The sequence below is a fragment of the Streptococcus mitis genome (genome assembly GCA_001560895.1).
GTDB lineage: Bacteria > Bacillota > Bacilli > Lactobacillales > Streptococcaceae > Streptococcus > Streptococcus mitis_Q.
On record CP014326.1, the window covers coordinates 1563039 to 1581781 of the forward strand.

At 39.9% G+C, this 18743-nt stretch carries 4 protein-coding genes; 1 reads left to right on the top strand and 3 read right to left on the bottom strand.

The window, feature by feature from the left end; genetic code table 11:
* Window positions 1-70: 70 nt before the first annotated feature.
* The gene (locus AXK38_07500) at window positions 71-1267 is read right to left on the bottom strand and encodes an MFS transporter (protein ID AMH89093.1); all 1197 of its coding nucleotides are present in this window, start codon (window positions 1265-1267) and stop codon (window positions 71-73) included.
* 387 nt (window positions 1268-1654) lie between these two features.
* Here AXK38_07500 and AXK38_07505 point away from each other — a divergent pair, with 387 nt between their 5' ends.
* On the top strand, window positions 1655-2203 hold the full coding sequence (locus AXK38_07505; protein ID AMH89094.1) for an NADPH-dependent FMN reductase: 549 nt from the start codon (window positions 1655-1657) through the stop codon (window positions 2201-2203).
* 645 nt (window positions 2204-2848) lie between these two features.
* Here the strand turns inward: AXK38_07505 and AXK38_07510 are convergent.
* Both AXK38_07510 and AXK38_07515 read right to left on the bottom strand, forming a co-directional pair.
* A complete protein-coding gene (locus AXK38_07510) occupies window positions 2849-10075 on the bottom strand; it encodes a beta-galactosidase (GenBank protein ID AMH89095.1) in 7227 nt (2408 codons plus the stop codon).
* Between the two features lie 356 nt (window positions 10076-10431).
* Window positions 10432-18732, bottom strand: a complete 8301-nt coding sequence (locus tag AXK38_07515; GenBank protein ID AMH89096.1) for a hyaluronoglucosaminidase — start codon at window positions 18730-18732, stop codon at window positions 10432-10434.
* Between the last annotated feature and the right edge of the window lie 11 nt (window positions 18733-18743).

The following is an 18743-nucleotide window of genomic DNA, read 5'->3' on the forward strand; positions in this document are numbered from 1 at the left end:
AGACACAAGCGAAATCACCGTATTAAAAAAACCTGAGTCTGACACTCAAGTTTTTAGAAGTTCTTTTAATCTATGGTATTATTTTATTATCCATTCTTTTAGCCATTTTTCCTAAAAAGACAGGCAGTAGAAGGCTAATCAAGACTAAAAATAATCCTAGATAAAGAAATGTTAGCACAAAGCCTAAATTGTCAATCAACCACCCTGTCAGTGGGAAGAACACAATCATACTTAGGCTAAACATCATAGAGTAAACACTTAGCATGGTTGCCCTTACTTCACTTGGAAGGCGCCCTTGCAAATCATTGTCAAAAATCGGCTGAAAAAGAGCATATAGAGCATTACTAATCAAATAAATCAAAATATAGATTAGAGGTGTTCCAAAGTAGGACAGCAGGTAGGTAATTCCAGTCAGCATGACGAGAATAGGGAAAATCTTCAAGGTGGCATATTTCTTTCCAATCTTACTCGCTAGATAGACTGCGACGATATTCAAGAGACTACCAAGTAGCATAACTGCTGAAATTTGCCAACTACTTAAATCTGGTAACTGATTTTGATAGTAAAAATAAAACATGCACATGATTGTTCCGACAATCTGAGATAAAATCATCCAGTTGAAGAGCATGGGATTTCGCTCCAACTCTTCCTTAACGGTCCAAATAATCTGTTTCATGGTCACACTATCAGTTTTTTCTAGCTTGACAGTGGGTTCTTTCAGCATCCAAATCAGGAAAAGAACTATAATAGAAGCGGCAATCATGATATAGTAGGTCAGATGCAATTGACCATGGACAAAAAATCCCGCCAACACTGTCCCCAAAGACCGAGTTCCTTCTGCTACTCCTGACATAAAACTTGAAATAGATAAGTAACGCTCCTTTAGTCCAGCCTCTACAGCCGAGTCATAGACCATTGCTGCGCTTGTGCCTGAATCAAAATTATAAGACAAGGCACTTACCGCCATCGCTAAGGCATAAATCCAAAAATTTCCCTGCCCAGCCAACATAAAAATAGAAGACACAATCCCTGCTATACGACTTAAATAAAGGTTGGTCTTATAGGAATAGCGGTCAGCTAACATTCCAGATGGAATTTCACAGATAAGACTGGTCGTATGAAAGATACTTTCCAGAAGTCCAATCTGCCAAAGAGACATGCCGTTTTGACTGAGAAAGAGAATCCAAAAACTGGTAATCCCTAAAAATGCAAAAAACTCAACTCCGGCCATCAGACCAATATTTTTCCGATAATTTCTTATTAACATCTTTTCTCCTTAACAAGTGTATTATTATTTCTTTTGTCCGTCACTTGTTAATCTATGCCTTACATGATCTCCACTCCTTTTAGAAGCATTCTTCAATGCCATTATTTTCGTTTAATTGTTTATGAAATGATACCGAAAAAACTGTTCTGTAGTTTCTATTGCAAATTTTCTCGTTTATTTTAACACTTATGTCATCATATTACAAGAGAATATAGGAATGCTCTGCGAAAACCAAGTGCATTCCAGTCACAAGTGGCTTGAGTTTCTGCAATTTTATAGTTTTCAAATAATCTTTGAGCAAATTTCTTGCAAGTTGTTTTGTTTTGTTGTAATATATTTTATAACAACGAGAGAATTCTCGAAAATTTAAGAAAAAGGAGACACATCATGTCTAAAAAAGTTTTATTTATCGTCGGATCCCTACGCCAAGGTTCTTTCAACCACCAAATGGCCCTCGCAGCTGAGAAAGCACTTGCTGGTAAAGCAGAAGTTAGCTACCTCGATTATTCAGCTATTCCTCTCTTCAGCCAAGATTTGGAAGTTCCAACTCACCCAGCTGTAGCTGCTGCTCGTGAAGCGGTTCTAGCTGCTGATGCTATCTGGATTTTCTCTCCAGTCTACAACTTCTCTATCCCTGGTACAGTGAAAAACTTGCTTGACTGGCTATCTCGCGCTCTTGACTTATCTGATACACGTGGCGCTTCTGCCCTTCAAGACAAATTTATCACAGTATCATCTGTAGCCAATGCAGGTCACGATCAACTCTTCGCTATTTACAAAGACCTCTTGCCATTTATCCGTACACAAGTCGTTGGTGATTTCACTGCTGCACGTGTTAATGACTCTGCTTGGGCAGACGGAAAATTGGTTCTTGAAGAAACAGTCCTAAATTCACTTGAAAAACAAGCGGAAGACTTGGTTAATGCTATCAAATAAAGATATTTTATGACTCATTGCCACCCATTTGGGTGGTTTTTTTTCATACCTAATACTCTTCGAAAATCTCTTCAAACCACGTCAGCATCGCCTTACCGTACTCAAGTAAAGCTTGCGTCTAGCTTCCTAGTTTGCTTTGTGATTTTCATTGAGTATAACTTAACAGTCCTGTCTAAAGCATGGAATTCTGGAAGGTCCTTTATAAGATATTTAATCTAGAATAGTACAATGTTGCCTCTAAAACATTTTTATAAATTATAATAGATTAAAACTAGAATAGTGCACTACAACTCCTAAAATATTTATAGAAATTAATTTAATCATGTACCTAATATTAGAATTATTTATCCCAAATTTATTTGAAAGCTTCTCTAAGCTATATCCTTGTTTTCTAAGTTCATAGATCTGAACTTTACCATCATAAGTTAATTTCATAATAAAAACACCCCAAAAGTTAGATTTTTTCTGTCTAACTTTTGGGGTGCAGTTCAATCAAAACTCTAATACGATGCGTTTTATCATGCAGGGATCTACTGTATTTCTCCTCAAATTGAGGTTCTATATCATAGCAGCTCTACTTACTTATAGATTCAAGTTTTAATCCTCGATTAATTTATAAAAATCAGAATGCTTTAGAGATAAAGTCTAATCTTCTTTACGTTTTGCAGTCAATAGTGCTGCTGACAAGGCCAAGCTAACACCTGCTAAGAAGATAGCTGTATCAGATTCTCTCTCACCAGTTTCTGGTAAGCTATTTTGATCTTCTTTGACTGCTGAAGCCTTTCTTTCTGTAGTCTGGTTATTAGCTAAGTTCTGTACTGGATGCTCTGCTTTCTCACGAACTGGTGCTTCATGATTTCCTACTGTTTCTGGAATAGCTTTATCCCCTGGAAGTTTGCTATCTTGAGGAGTTCCTGTGTTTACCTCGTCTTTAAAGTCAGGTTTCTCATCGACTGGTGCTACCTGATTACCAACAGTCGATTGTTTCCCTTTGTATTCTGAAATGTCGTTAACTGCTCCTTCAACAAAGTTAGCACCTCCCTTGAATTCAGGGACTTCGTTGACTGCTGCTTCTACAAAGTTAGCACTGCCTTTAAATTCTGGAACTTCGTTGACTGCTGCTTCTACAAAGTTAGCACCGCCTTTGAATTCTGGAACTTCGTTGACTGGCGCATGTTCCTCACCTTTACTATTTGAAATAGATGGTTTTACTCCTACCTCAATAATGCGATCTTGAGCCTTTCTTTGTTCAGTATGAACCAGAGTTCTAGTAGCTCCTGATACTTGAATATAGTCAACTTTTTCTCCATTTTGTCCTTCAGAAACTACACGACGTTGACCTTGAGCAAGTTCAGGATTTTCACGAATAACTTCTTTAAATGGTAGCGGAGTCTTTTCAATTTCTAAGCTTGGAGTTTCTGCTACTAAGTTCTTAACTCCTTCTGTCGGAGTTGTTTGGAAGGTTGTCTTAAAGCGTAAACGATACTCTTTCACAAGATTTCCATCTTTAGAAACAAGACGTACGAGTGTTGGAAGATTGGTATTTCCAGGATTCACAACTGTAACTACTCCATGTCCACTAGTTGTCGCAGTGACTTTTGGTTGGGAACTCATTGCTGTTAGTGTATAATCTGTCACATTTGGATCAAAGTTTTCCAGTGCTTTTCCATCGATCGAAATAGTCGCTGATGGTGTCTCCACTTCTGCTCCCTTGCCTGCAGAGTAGGCTGTAAATTCTACAACTGCCAAACCATTAGTAGTAGCCTTACGAGTCATACGGGCACGAATAGCTGTCGTTTGAATCGGATCAAAGTTAAACTCTATTGGTTTACCAGCTACGATTTCTCCAGATGCCTTGTAAGGAATTTCTTGCCAGTTTTCTGCCTTGTTAAATGGATGGTCGGCATTTTCCTCGTAACGAGAAATCGTACTTGGTTCTGTAAAGGCAGGACCAATATATCTTTCTAGAACCATTTTCTCTGGAGCATCTGTTCCACTATCTTTAAAGAACTGAATAGCTACTTTTCCAATGGATTGAGAGGCAATTTTTCCATCCTTCTTAAAGAGTAGGCCAACAGAAGTTTCTTGATTTTTCGGAGTACGAGACCAGTTTGTCCAACGTCCATCTTCATTGTATTTTCCATCATTGATATAGAAAATTCTATCATGTGAAGCTGCTTGTGTATCGTTCGTTGTCGAAGCAAAGGCTTTAGAATCCGTTTCATTGTTGCTTGGATTTTCTGACAGAGCTTGGTTACCTTTAGAAACAACTGTTACCTGCATTTTGGTACTTAGATTTGTACCAATGACATGACCAGTTACCTCAAAACTTCCCTCATGTTCCGTTGCATGTTCAGGGACCGCATCCCATTGGACAGCAAGGTTAGATTTAACCCAACCAGCTTGTGAAGGATAGTAAACTGTCACTTCAGCAGGCAATTGAAGTTGATCACCTACATTCAAAGTCTTAGCACTATTTTCTGCAGCTACTGGTTGTGTTGACTCTTTTTCATCATCACGGAAGATGCGATATTCTTTCAGAACAGTTCCATCCTCAGCTTTTAAGATAAGACTTGTCGCACCTTTTTCACTTGTTGCAGGCACAACTGTTACCAGACCATTATTGCTAGCTGTTGCAGTGATTTCCTTGCTAGATTGAGGAATATAATAGTCTGTCTTAGATGGATTGAAATGTTCAAGCTTCTTGCCATCTACTTGGATAGAAATTTCTGAGCTTGTAGAGCTCATTACCTTATTTCCAAGGACAGTTAGCTCTGTCAAACCAACACCAGCAGTTCCATCTGCTTTCTTCATGCGCATACGAACAGCATAGGTTTCTACCTTATCAAATGTAAAGTGGTTGGTTTTACCTGCAGATAATTGTCCTGGAGCTTTGAGGTGTTCCACCTCTTTCCAGTTAGCTGCATTATTGAATGGATGATTGCTATCACGTTGGGCATTATTGACATCATTTGGAAGATCTGGGACTTCTTGACCGACATAGTATTCAATAACATATTCTTTTGGAAGACCAATCGCTCCATCAGTATAGAAATCAACTGAAAGATTATCAACAAAGCGTTTTGTCAAGTCTCCTGAATTACCAAACAAGATAGAAGCCCAGTCATTATCAGTATCTGTTCTCCAAGTAGTCCATCTATTTTTAGTATCTGTCGACGTTCTTGACACAGTCAGGTCGTTCAAGGAATTAGCTGAGTCATCTCCTCCTGTATTGGATACAATGGCAGCTGGCAATTGGGAACCTGTCCATTGTTTAGAGATATTATTTCCAGCAACCACTTGACTAGAAACACGGACATGAGCCTTGGTGGTCAGATTGCTACCAGCTAAATGACCATTGATTTCATACACCCCTTCAGTTTGACTAAAGTTAGCTGGAACCTTATCCCAAACCACATCTTTGTAGATAGTGGTTCCATTAGAATGGTAAGCACGTACACTAGCTGGCAATTGAACTGTCTCACCCTTAGGAAGAGTAAGGCTGATTTCCTCTGCAACTTGTAAGCCTTCTACCGTCACCGTTGCTTGAGCCTCAATATCTGTACCTTCTACATGTCCTTTAAGGGTAAAGCTATGATAGTAGCTCAAATCTTTTGCATCTACCTTGTCCCAAGTTACAGCTACCTTACGAGGCAAGCCTTTATCAAATTCTGCTCCAACTTGACTAGGCAAATTCGGTTGCTGATTGATATCTGTAGAGATAGAAACAGGATGAAGTTTGACAATTTTCTTCTCTACTTTATTTTCTTTAATCACCAATTCAGTTGCGACAGATTGCGTTTTTTCTGTTTGATTGTCAATATGAGGAGTTAAAGTAACACGACCCTTAGTATAGAGCAACAAGTTCTGTCCATTTACTTCAAGATGACCACCATCAGCTGACTTGGCTTCCAAGTGGACATCTGACGCTGCAAATTCTGTCTGTGAACCATCCTCATAATGCCCAATCACATGATAAGGGAGAACTTGATCTTCTGTTGCTTTCTCTTTTCCTTCAACGCTTACTTCCAAACGAGTCAAAGCAGGTGCTTCCTTCACGAATTGAATCAAATAAGTTTGAACCAAGTCACCCTTTTGGTCACTCAAAAAGACAGAAGCCTGATAACCATTATCAGCAGAAGCTTGCTGAACAGTCACTTGATAACCAGTAGTTCGAGCTCCAACACTTGGGATTTTAGCGGTGTAAGGAAGGGATACTCGGTAATAAGTCTTTCCAGGCTCAAAGTTTTCAAGAGTCTTATCTCCAACCGTGAGACCTGTAACAGTACTTTCTGTTTCCTTGTCGCTTGCGATAAAGGTTGCAGTTACTTCACGATCGTCATCTGCCAATTTACCAGTTGCTTCAGTTCGTCCACCTTCTTTAGTCAAGGCGGTAGGATCTTTCAAAGTCCAAGAAACGACATCGGTATCAATTAAGCTACCATCTGACAAAACAGCCGTAACCGTTTTATCCAAATCAGCTGCCGTTGTACCAACTGGAACTGTTGCTACCTTAGGCAACCACTTATCAAGTGCAACTACCTTGATAAGGGCTTCAGCCTTAGCTTCGAGACCTTCGACATTACCAAATACTTTTTTCTCACCTGCACTTGTAAGCAAGTCAGATGGCACTTTCCAAGTCACAGCTTTTTCCTCAACACTGCCGTCGCTATAAATCGCTGTTACTGTTTGTGGTAATTCCGGAGTGGTACTCACATCAGTTGTGGCCTTCACAGGAGCATAGGCTATAAAGTGACGGTTTTCTTTCTTACCAGACACGGTTGCAACTGTTGCACTATCAGATGTTAAACCAGCAGAATCTGCATAAAGAGTAAATTTACCTTCTTTTTCTGTTGATTTTACAATGACAACCCCTTTACCATTGAAGGCTTTTCTTTGCCATGTTCCATCTGCTTGAGCTTTGTAACGCTCACGGCTAGCTTGTTCTCCATTATCCACACCAACAATCTGTCCCTGACCATGAAGATTGAAATGAACAAGATTATTCGCTGTCGGAACAACATTCCCTTCGCCATCAACAATTTCGTAATGGATGTAAGATAAATCTTTACCATCTGCTGTGATAACATGCTCTTCTTTAGTCAGACGAACTCTTGCTGGCTCCCCAGCAGTTGTCACACTATCACGCGCAATTTCGTTGCCATTTTCATCTCGAGCAATCGCAGTCAGTGTACCTGGTTGGTATTTTACAAGCCACTCAAGATACAATTCACTTGGTTTAGCTCCCTCATGATATGGACGCCCATCCTCTGTTCTCTTCTTAGTAAATTCCTTTTTACCAAGCGACTGACCGTTTAAGAATAATTCGACATTTGCTGCATTTGAGAAGGTACGAACTGGAACCTTTCCATCAACCAGCATCTTACGCTCCTTAAGGGTCTCATCAGTCCAGTTCCAATGTGGTAAAATGCGAACAGTTGGCTTTTCTTTAGCACTATACCACTCACTACGGTAAAGGTAAAAATCATTCTTCGGTAAACCAGCCGTATCGATGATACCAAAGTAAGAACTTTTTACAGGTGTATTATCTTGGTTATGCCATGGAGTTGGTTCACCGATATAGTCAATTCCTGTCCAGATAAATTGACCAGCATAGCCAGCATGATCACGGTCAAAAGTCCATGACTCAGTAGCTGTTCTTCCCCATCCAACACGGTCATTACCATAGTCAGATTGTTCATAATGACGATTTGGACGGTTATCGTGTCCAAGGATTTGAGCAGGATTGTAATAAGAATCACGCGTTCTAGTAGCTGAAGAAGTTTCAGAACCATAGATGAGCCAGTCTGGATGAGCTCTACGAACAGCTTCATAATTACGCTCTCCATAGTTCATACCCACAGCATCCATGATTTCTGCAACTTTTAAGAAATCACCTGTCGCTGCACGACTAAATTTATTCTCACCCATAGTAACATAACGCTCGGTATCAATCGCTTTAATGACAGCCTTCAAACGTTTAGCAGTTTCGATAGAACGAGGACTACCATTTGCTTCCTCTACCTCATTTCCAAGAGACCACATCACAATAGACGGATTGTTCTTATCACGCTCTACCATTGTTCTAAGATCAAAATCAGACCATTTCTCTCCCTTCTTAGCCTCTGGATGAGTTGCATCTTGATCAAAGAAGCGTCCATAGTCGTAAGTCTTCTTGCCACCATACCAGGTATCAAAAGCCTCCTCCTGAACCAAAAGTCCTAGACTCGCCGCAGCATCTAGCAATTGAGGGCTCGCTGGGTTGTGGGTTGTACGAATGGAGTTCACTCCCATATCTTTCAGAAGTTTTAATTTACGATAAGTAGCCTTATAATTTTCTTCTGCACCCAAAGCTCCGTTATCATGGTGAATACTTACTCCGTGGAATTTCATGCGTTCACCATTCAGAGAGAAACCATCCTTAGCTGTCCAGTTGAAATAACGGTAACCGAATGTATCTTCTGTTACATCAACTAACTGGCCTTCTTTATAGACTTTTGTTTTAAGAACATAAAGTTGAGGATGGTAACTTTTCATTGTCCAAAGAGTTGGCTGATTGACCAAGATATTCTGATTAAAATGTGCTGTTTCATTTTCTGCCAAACTCTTAGTTGCAGAACGAACTAATTCTGAAACAGGCTTACCTTCCTTGGTGAAAATTTGTTGCTCCACAAAGACATTCGCAGCCTTTTTATCTGTATTTTTAATCTTACTTTGAACTTGTGTTTCAACATTGCTATTTTTTTGTTCAGCTAATTTTGGTGTTGTAATGTGGTTCCCATTTTCCGCAACATGGACTTTATCACGATAACTAAGGGTTACATCACGATAAATCCCACTTCCAGAATACCAACGACTACTTGGTTGCTTATTAGTCACTTGAACGGTAATGGAATTTTCACTGCCATCCTTGTTCAAAAATTCTGTAATATCATAAGAAAAATGATTATAACCACTTGGATAATGGCCTACAAATTTACCATTTACATAAACCTTAGAATCCATGTAAACACCATCAAAATTGATACGAACATCCTTGTTCTTGTCTGCTTCATTCAATGTAAAAGTCTTACGATACCAAGCTGTTCCACCATTTAACTGTCCACCTTCATTACGAGCAGGAGACTTGTGATCGAAGTCAAAATAAATACTCCAATCGTGTGGAAGATTCAATTTAGACCAATCATGAACATCCACATCTTTTTTTGAAAAATCTCCTTGGGCATTTAGTTTAAAATACCAATCTTTATTAAAATCTTGTTTTCGCTCCGATAATAGCTGCTTCTCTTTTTCAACATCCGCTTCACTTAAGTCTTTAGAAAGCGCTTGCGTTTTTTCAGACGAAGGTTTGAGATCTGCAGTCGGTTTTACCTGATCCTTTTCTGAAGTTTTTTTAGCATCCTCTTTTACATCTGTTTCAACTGCTGCTGTAGACTTCGGAGCATCTTCCACAGTCTTTGGATTTATCTCTTCAACTTTTTGCTTCTCTTCAACTTCGTTTTCTTCTCCTACCTTATTTGGAGTTTCAACTTTAGGACTAACCAATTCATGGTTACCTTCATTAACAGGTTTAGCAGACTCTGTATCCTTACTTTCATTGTTTTCTGTTGTCTCAACTTTTGGTTTTACGAACTCACGTCCACCATTCTCATCAGCCTTTGCGATAGCAGCTGCCACATCATCAGGAAGCTTATCTAAAGGTTGGGCTTGATGAATCGTTGTTCCTTCTGTTTGAGTATTGGATGAAGCCACCTCCTCAGCTTGTACAGCTGAAATACCAAATATACTAGCCCCAATCATTACAGATGCCGCACCTATAGCAAATTTACGAATGCTATAATGACAACGTTTGTCGAAAAGTCTTTTGTTCATTAAAATCCTCATTTCTTTTTCTTGATACTAAGTAAGCGTTTACTTTTTAGAAAAAATAACCTCCTTCAGAATACACAACTAAGCATCAAGTTTGTTTTTATATATATTGAATATATCAAAATGAGCAAAAAATTGCAATCTTTTTTATGATTTTAATATAACAAAAAAATATTGAGGCCGCATCCTATAACGAGAAGCTTAACAATGGATAAAGAATCTGGTCCGAAACTATCAACTATTCAAAAACCACACAGTATTGCTTTCAGCTTGATGATTCTCAATACTGAAATCACTGTGTGGTTTTATTGTGACATTAATGTTTATCTAGGATTATTGAATAACTCTTTTTCGAATTCTTAATCCTTTTTCCCTTTTTTGACAAACACGGCAGAGAGAACTAGCCCAAGACCACCTAACAAGGCTAAAGTAGCTGATTCTTCTCCACCTGTTGCTGGAAGTTGATCTTTAACTTTAGCAACCGATGTTTGTGGTTGTTCTTGTTTTTGTGCTTGATCTGTTTTCACTGATGCACTTGCAAATTCATCGAACTTTTCAACAGTAGTTTCAACATCACTATTGCCACTGCTCATCTTATCTCCATCGACTTTATCAACCGAATCTTTCAAGTTTTCCTCTGTTGGAGTGGCTTGAGGGCTTGCTGTTTCTTTATATTCTGGGACTTCATGGACAGCTGCTTCAGTGCCATTTACGCCACCCTTGAAGTCTGGGACTTCTACTACTGGTGATGGTAGCTTGCTTGAGTCTCCCATAGATTCAGTATACTCTGGAACTTCATGGGTAGCTGCCTCAACTGCGTTTACTCCGCCTTTGAATTCTAGCCCTTCTACTACTGGAACCACATCATCACCTGCTGTTCCAATGACTTGAGTATATTCTGGAACTTCATGAACAGCTGCTTCGACACCATTTACGCCACCAGTAAATTCTGGGACTTCTACTACTGGTGATGGTTCGTCACCCTTACTTGTAGTTGGAGCCGGTTTGGCTGGTTCCTCTGGAAGTTCTTGGTGGAATGTCGTCATTTCGTAGAACTCTGGTTTACCTCCTTCCCAAACAAGTTTCACATCCAATAATGGAGATTTATCTCGGACAGCAAATGTTTGGAAGCTTGAGGTAATCTCACCTATTTCTGACCAAGAATCTCTTTTATCTGATTTAAGAGTTCGAGCCAATACTCGAGCCTTCACTCCTTGCGGAAGACTTGAAACAAGTCGGATATGGTTCACATCTGTCGGTTCTGACAAGTGGTAAACAAGCTCACCTTGGTCTTTCTCAGCCTTGTAGCTGGTCAAGACTTTACCATCTACGAGGTTGCTGTAGAGGTTACCTTGGCTTTCACCACTGTTTCCTTGAACAGTTGGATCATTAATCGGTTTCACGAATTCGCCATCATTGATAACCAACTCAGTGAAGCCTACAAAACGAGCATCATAGTTAGCTGTAAATAGAACACGGAGATAATTGGCTTTAACTGGACTTGCAAGTTCACCCTCGATGTAGCGGTTTCCTGGCATCTTAGAATCATGTGTCCAACCATCTGTCAAGGAATCATCACGTGTCTCATTGGCAACACCATCACCAACTGTCACAAGATCTGTCCAAGTCTTGCCATCTTGACTGACTTGAATCTTACCATCACGGAGATAGTTTTGAGTGCCGTCTTGAATGTAAGCTCTAATTTTCTTAATTGCACGTTCACTACCGAGCTTCAAGGTGATATGACCATCTTTACGCGCATAGTCTGAAAACTCTACAAAGTTATTGTAAACTCCGTCGAACAATTGATCCAAGTTCTTAATCTTACGTACATCATTTCTACCGTATGTTGGATGGATGCCCATTGATGTCGAATCAAGTGTGGTTGGTTGAACTTCTTTTGTCTGAACAAGTAGAGAGGTTGCTGTCACTGCTTGTTCTTGGTCAGTCTTGTTGACCAAACGAACATAACGTACCAAAGACTTATCTGTCACTTGATCAGCTGGATACCATTCTTGGGCATTTGGAGAGTATTCCAAATTGAGGGATGGATTTTCTGCACCAACTGCTTGAATGAGTTCAGCTTGGTGAAGACGATCAAGTTTCATACCCAAATAACTCTTAGCTGGAAGTTTTGTTCCGCTCGGAATTTGCATATTATAACGGCCTAGGCTATCATCAACTGGAGTTGACTTCAAGCTTTCAACGTTTGTATCAGTCAATTGGCTATTGCCTGTACGTGTTTCAACTGAGAAGTCAGCGATACGCCACCATAGGTTGATGTTCTTAGTATTGCGAATACGAACATAGCGAGCTGAAATTGGAGTTTCGATTTCTTTGGTTTGTTCACCAGTCAAGCGATCCAATTCTTGCCATGAGTTACCATCTGCAGAATATTCAAGAACACCTTCTGCTAATTTATCTCCTGAACCTTGGTGGAGACGAACCTTAGTCACAGGTTTGACTTCGCCTAAGTCTAGTTGTACCCAACTATTTACTGGAGTTGTATCAGTTCGATCAGCATTCGCAAGCATGGCTTCAGTATTGTCACGACCGTCTGTAATCTGACCAACTGTCGTATTGTACTTGTACATAAGATTTGGACTAATCGTCACAGTAGCTGCCTGTTTAGCACGAGTAACTTCTACAGGGCGGTTAACAGCAATTTCTCTTACAGCAAACCAAGTATTATCACGATCTGAAGTCGCAATCATTCGAACAGCCTTGGCACGAATATTGAGTTTTTCATATTTAATAAGAGATTCATTTCCAGTGTAGCTTGGTTCTGAAAGTGTTACCCACTCATCATTTTCATTAAGATACTCAACCTTAGCATTGTTAAAGGTATCACGAGGATTTGCTTGAGTTCCCATTGCAAAGGTCAAGTTTTGGAGTGGAACAGCTTTGTTAAATTTCAAACCAATGTAATCACCAGTCTTGATACTGTTTGGCGATTTGATTAATGCATGAGTTCCCAAATCTCCATCAGTTACCTCAGCAAGTCCGCCTTCTACACCTGTACGGTTTGTGATAAAGGTACTAATCACTTGATCAGGATGCAAGGCTTTTTGAACTTCTGTTGCCAAGATTTCACGCAGTCCAAGCAAGAATGGACGGATGTGTTGAACACCTAACTCAGCTTTTTCATCATGATCTACATAATGGAAAGTATAAGTTTGTGATTGTTCGTAGAGTTTCAAGCCCTTGTAGTAACTATCCCAAAGTTTTGCAGAATCGTTCTTTTCGATAGCTTCTGTACCATCAAGGAGAGCGCTCAAGGCATCCATTTGGTCAATGGTATTATCCAACCAGTAGTGGATTTGAGCACGCATCTTTTCATCACCAGAGGCTTTATAAAGTTGAGCTGCAGCTTTTAGTTTCGCAAATTCTGCACGCAATCCTTCACGCTCTGCACCAACATCTTGACCAGCTTTCAACTTAGACATGAAGGCCGCCAATTTCGGTGCAAGTTCAACAGACTCTTCCAACTTCACAACACGACCATCCATGTTTTGGTTGATCATATGTTTACCAAGCTCACGGAAGGCAAGAGATGCTTCGCTATCTGTAAACTTACCATTTTCAACAAAGTTGAAGGCAATATCGTTTACTTTCTTAGCTTCTTCTTCTGATTTCCATTGTTTCCATGCATATTGAGCTGCAGAGAAGAGGGCAATCTTAGAAGGCTCAGATTGTTGCATTGGATTCAACATGATACCTGAAAGAAGACTAGGATCAACATTTGGATGAAGGAATTTCTCACCACCACCTAAGATTAAGTGTTGTTTAGAATTATCTGTAACAGGCCAATTGACCCATAGAGAAACTGGACGATAGGTCTTACCACCTGCAGTCAGATTGTTCTTAAGGTTAGAGAGGAAGCTTTCGGATACTTCACCCCATATCTTACCACCAGTAAGGGTCATAGAGGTTGAAGTTGGAAGATTTTCATTGAGTGCTTTCAACTCATCTTCACGGCCATTACCCCAATATTGACCTGGGACAAAGATCATTTCCTTACGAAGGCCACCATAAGTTGCTTGTTTTTCAGTCAACCAGTCTGTCATGTCCTTCATCAAGCGGTTGTAGCTATTGTAGCCACCAACTGGACTTGGTGCATCATCGGCCAAAATACCGAACTCACGAACACCGACATCCATCAATTGAGTGAATTTAGCTTTAATAGTTTCAAGGTCTTTTTGGTAGTCAGCATCGTTGCCAAAACGGATACGGTTATTCATGAATGGGTGGATGGTCCATACATAACGAGTCTTATTTTGATTTCCGACACGCGCCAATTCACGGATTTCAGCTAGTTTTTCTTCTGGATAAAGTTCACGCCATTTCTTGTTGTGATATGGATCATCTTTTGGTGCAAAGAAGTATTGGGTCAACTTCAAGTCACCACCATAACGCATCAACTCAGCACGATCAGCATTGCTCCAAGGGTTACCATAGTATCCTTCGATAAAGCCACGGTTCTTAATTTCAGCATAGTCTTCAACTGTTACGTTACGCAAGACTGGAGCTTCACTTTCATTCAGCATGTGTTTAAGAGTTGTCAAACCGTAGAAGACAGCATCTGTATCTTTACCGACGATAGAGATTGTATTGTTCTTGATTGACAAGGCATAGGCATCAATCTTATCAAAGAGTCCTTGAGAAATTCCAGACACTTCTTTTTCAGCCTGGGAATTTTGACCATGAACACCAAGGTAGATATTGGTAGCACCTGCTACTGCTGATTGACTGCTTGTGTATGAGATTTGATGATCTTGTAAAACACTCTTCAAGCGGTTACGAGTATAGATATCCAAATTATCCCCCATAACAAGATTAACTTGTTTATGGAGTTTTGTAACACCTTCATCGTAAGTTACTTTTTGTGGCGTTGGGAAGACCTTGTACTCTTTCTTAAGGTAATCTTGACTTTTCGATGCTGCAGCAACCGCCTCGTCACTTGTAGGTTTCGTAGCTACAAAGTTATCCGCAAGTTCAGTTGTACCATCGCTTACTTCTTCAACTTTAGGTTTTTCTGGAGTCACAGGTTTCTCTGGACTAACTGGCTTTTCTGCATTGGTAGTAGAAACTGGTTTCAGAAGTTGAATTTCTGCAGCACTACCAAATCCTGCAACACCTGCTAGAACTTTTAACTCTACCTTATCCGTTTCAACTGCATCAAAGTTCACTGTTTTCTCTTTGGCATTGTTTTCCCAAGTTCCTGAAGCAACTTTAACCATTTGACCATCTTTTTGAGCATAGATTTCATAAGATGTCACGACACCATTACCACCACCTGGACGTGGAAGATAAGTCAAACCATTGACTTTTTCACTTGCTTTCAAGTTCATAGCAACTGTGAATGGTGCTTGATGTCCAGACCATTTTGAATGCCAGAAGGTGTTTGGATCATTGTCGAAGGCTTTTTCTACTGGACCTTCTGCATTGGTACCTGGTAATTCTTGACTAGTTGCAGAAACTGTAAAATGATCATTTGGAATCAAACGTGGATTTACAAATGGTTCATTTGACAACTCAGCACTATGCAAGATTCCTTTGAAACCACCGATCGTTTCAAGTGGTAGAACCAAGCTATTATGAGCAAAACGAGGATTAGCTGGATTTGCAATACGTTCAACCTTTTCACCATCTACATAAACTTCTGTAGATTGTGGTTTCGTTACAACAGAGATTTGATAACGTTTGTTCTTTTCAAGTTTCTTGTTGAATTGAATATGGAATTGTTCAAAAGTATAGGCAAGATAGCCATCCTTATCTGCAAGATAAAGTTGATTATTGCCACTTGTTGAGAAGGTTTGTTCACCGTCACCAGTTACAGTAACATCCATTTTCAAGACATGACTTGGTCCTGCGTCACCAACTAGACCTTCGATTGTACTGTCTTTATCGAAATTCAATCCTTTTTCACTTGTCTTCACTTTCTTAGCAAGGTAATCTTTAACAGTATCAGGATTGATCTTAAACAAATCTTCTTCAGCTACGGTCTTATCTGGATTAGATTGTGGTGCATAGACACTTGCTGGTTGAATACGGTCTGCATAGGTCTTAGCTGCACGGTCTGAACCCCAAGTGCGTTCTGCAGTAGACTGCATACTCTTGAAGAAACGTTTAAAGATATCATAAGAAGTAAGTCCAGTTTCATGGAGGTCAATATTATCATTCCAAACCGCATGACCACCACCAATGATATTAGGATTAGAAGCTTCTAGACGTGGGCCACCACCTGTTGAGAAGTCATTTGGTGCCCAACGGTTGTACTGAGTTTCATAGTTAGCATAATCTCCATAAGCAGCTTGACTATTGCTACCACTTGGGACACTATAGGTTGGAACATCTGTGATATTGATAATCTTGGCGCCTTGAGCAATTGCAGCTGCTGGACGTTGCCATCCAAGGCTCCAGATATCCACTTCTACATCTTTCCAATCAACTAGCGTTTTTCCTTGTTTGGCGCTGAGTGATCCCCAAATACGTGGTGTATAACCTTTTCCTTTGATATACTTGATGAGGTCATTGACATAGCGACGATAGCTTTCTGGACTTCCATAATACTCATCTGTACCGATATGAACGGTAGAAACGCCATGAAGGGGTGCATCTGGACCATCAAGAAGTTTATCATAGACTGATTTAACAAAAGCAAGTGTTTCTTCGTACTTGTTATCCAAGTCCAACATAGCTACACGTTCTACATTGTGTTTTCTCGCACTAAGTTGACCCTTGTACATCAAGTCTGGACGAACTTTAACGAATGAAAGGGCGTGACCTGGTGTGTCAATTTCAGGAACAAGGTTAATATGCAAAGCTTTTGCTAACTTGATGATTTCTTGCATTTCTTCCTTGGTATAGTGCTCATCTGATGTTAATTTTTGACCATCCTTACCAACAATATCTGTCTCCACACGGAAGCCTGTCTTGGCATGCTCTAGAACATACTTCAGTTCTTCTTCTGGACTTAAGTTCTTACCTGCCAAGTGCTCTTTTAGGAAGATATAGTTATCATTTAGGTGCAACTGAAGATCGTTCATCTTGTAGTAGGCCATGTTTAGCATGATGTCTACAAGCGTATCATAAGGGATAAACTTACGACCTGTGTCTAGCATAAAGCCACGGTGGCTGAAGCTTGGGAAGTCACGGATCTCACCGTTCTGTAGATCTTTTTCTCCCATTTGAAGAAGTGTACGTGTAGCATAAAAGGCACCTGCATTTGTTGCAGCTTCTACAGTGATAACACCATCTTTTACAGTGATACCATAGCCTTCCTTGCCATATCCCTTGTCTTCAACCTTCTTAAATTCAATTCGTTTTTGAGCTGTCTGATTGCCTGTTGCAATTTCTAAGCCACGACTTTCAAGGTCAGTCTGATAGAATTTGGCTTCTTGACCAAATCCAGAATCTCCGACTGAAATAACAGTAGATGATGTAATAGAAGTTTTTCCTTCAGTTCCATACCATTGTTGAACTGCTGGAGCAACTGCTGGCTTAGTTCCAACACCTTCGTCTGCATGCAAGCCTTTAATAAGAACTTCAAATTCTTTTGTGAAGGTATGAGTATCTTTGACTTGTTGGACCATGACCTTAACAGTTTGATCTGTTAAAGGTTTGTAGATTTTGTTATTGAGATCAACAACACCCTGTTTGTTGCTACCAATTAAGCTTACTTGACCTGGTAATTTAGGTAATACTAGAGATTTTCCATCTTTAGCAACTTCTAGTTCTGTCACCTGACGAATATCTGTTGGTTTGCTTGCATCCGGAATGTTTGAATAGGCACGAATTTCTTGAATACCAACATTTTTCCAGTTCATAGTACCAGCTTGGTAATCTGTGATTTCAAGTTTAAGGTACTTGGCTTGAATAGCCTCTTTCAAATCAACTTTTTCACCAAGAAGTGGAGTGCCTGTTCTTTGATAAGCTAACTTCCATTCTTTAACTCCCGAACCATTCACATCATCCTGGCCAGCGTAATAAAGATTCCATGACTTGATATTTGGATCATTTTTTTCACCACGAACACGGCGATCCCAATCAATCTCCACATGCTTAATCACTGTTGTCTTTTCAAGTGTAAATTCGATGGTTGGTTTTTCAACATTTTGATCAGTAGCCCAGCGAGTATCAGGTTTTCCGTCAATTGCCTTTTCTGCTGTGTACTGTGTGTTTGCTTCATGGTTTGATGCTGTAGCAGAAGCTTTTTCTAAATGATTGACATCTGGAGTTTCGACCAAATCTTTGGCCACTGGCTTTTCAGCAGGTTTAGCTGCTGGAGCTACTTCTTCTTTGGGAGTTTCTGCTGGTTTTGGAGTTGTTTCTTCCTTAGGAGCAGGAGTTTCAGTTGGTTTTGTAACTGTTTCTCCAGTATTTTCAGGCTGACTTTCTGTCTCACTTGGTTGAATTTCAGTATCCTCCGTCGTAGTAGCAGTTTCTACTTTTTCAATTGCTGCTGCTATATCTGCTGGCAGTTTATCCAGAGGATGAGCCTGTGTTATTGTTCCTTCTGTCTCAGCAGGTCCTTCTGTTTCAGCTGCTTGAACCATGCCAGCACCAAAGATACTGGCACCAATCATAACAGAAGCTGCACCAATCGTAAATTTACGAATACTATAATGACACCGTTTCTCAAAAAAATGTTTTCCCATTTTTTCCTATT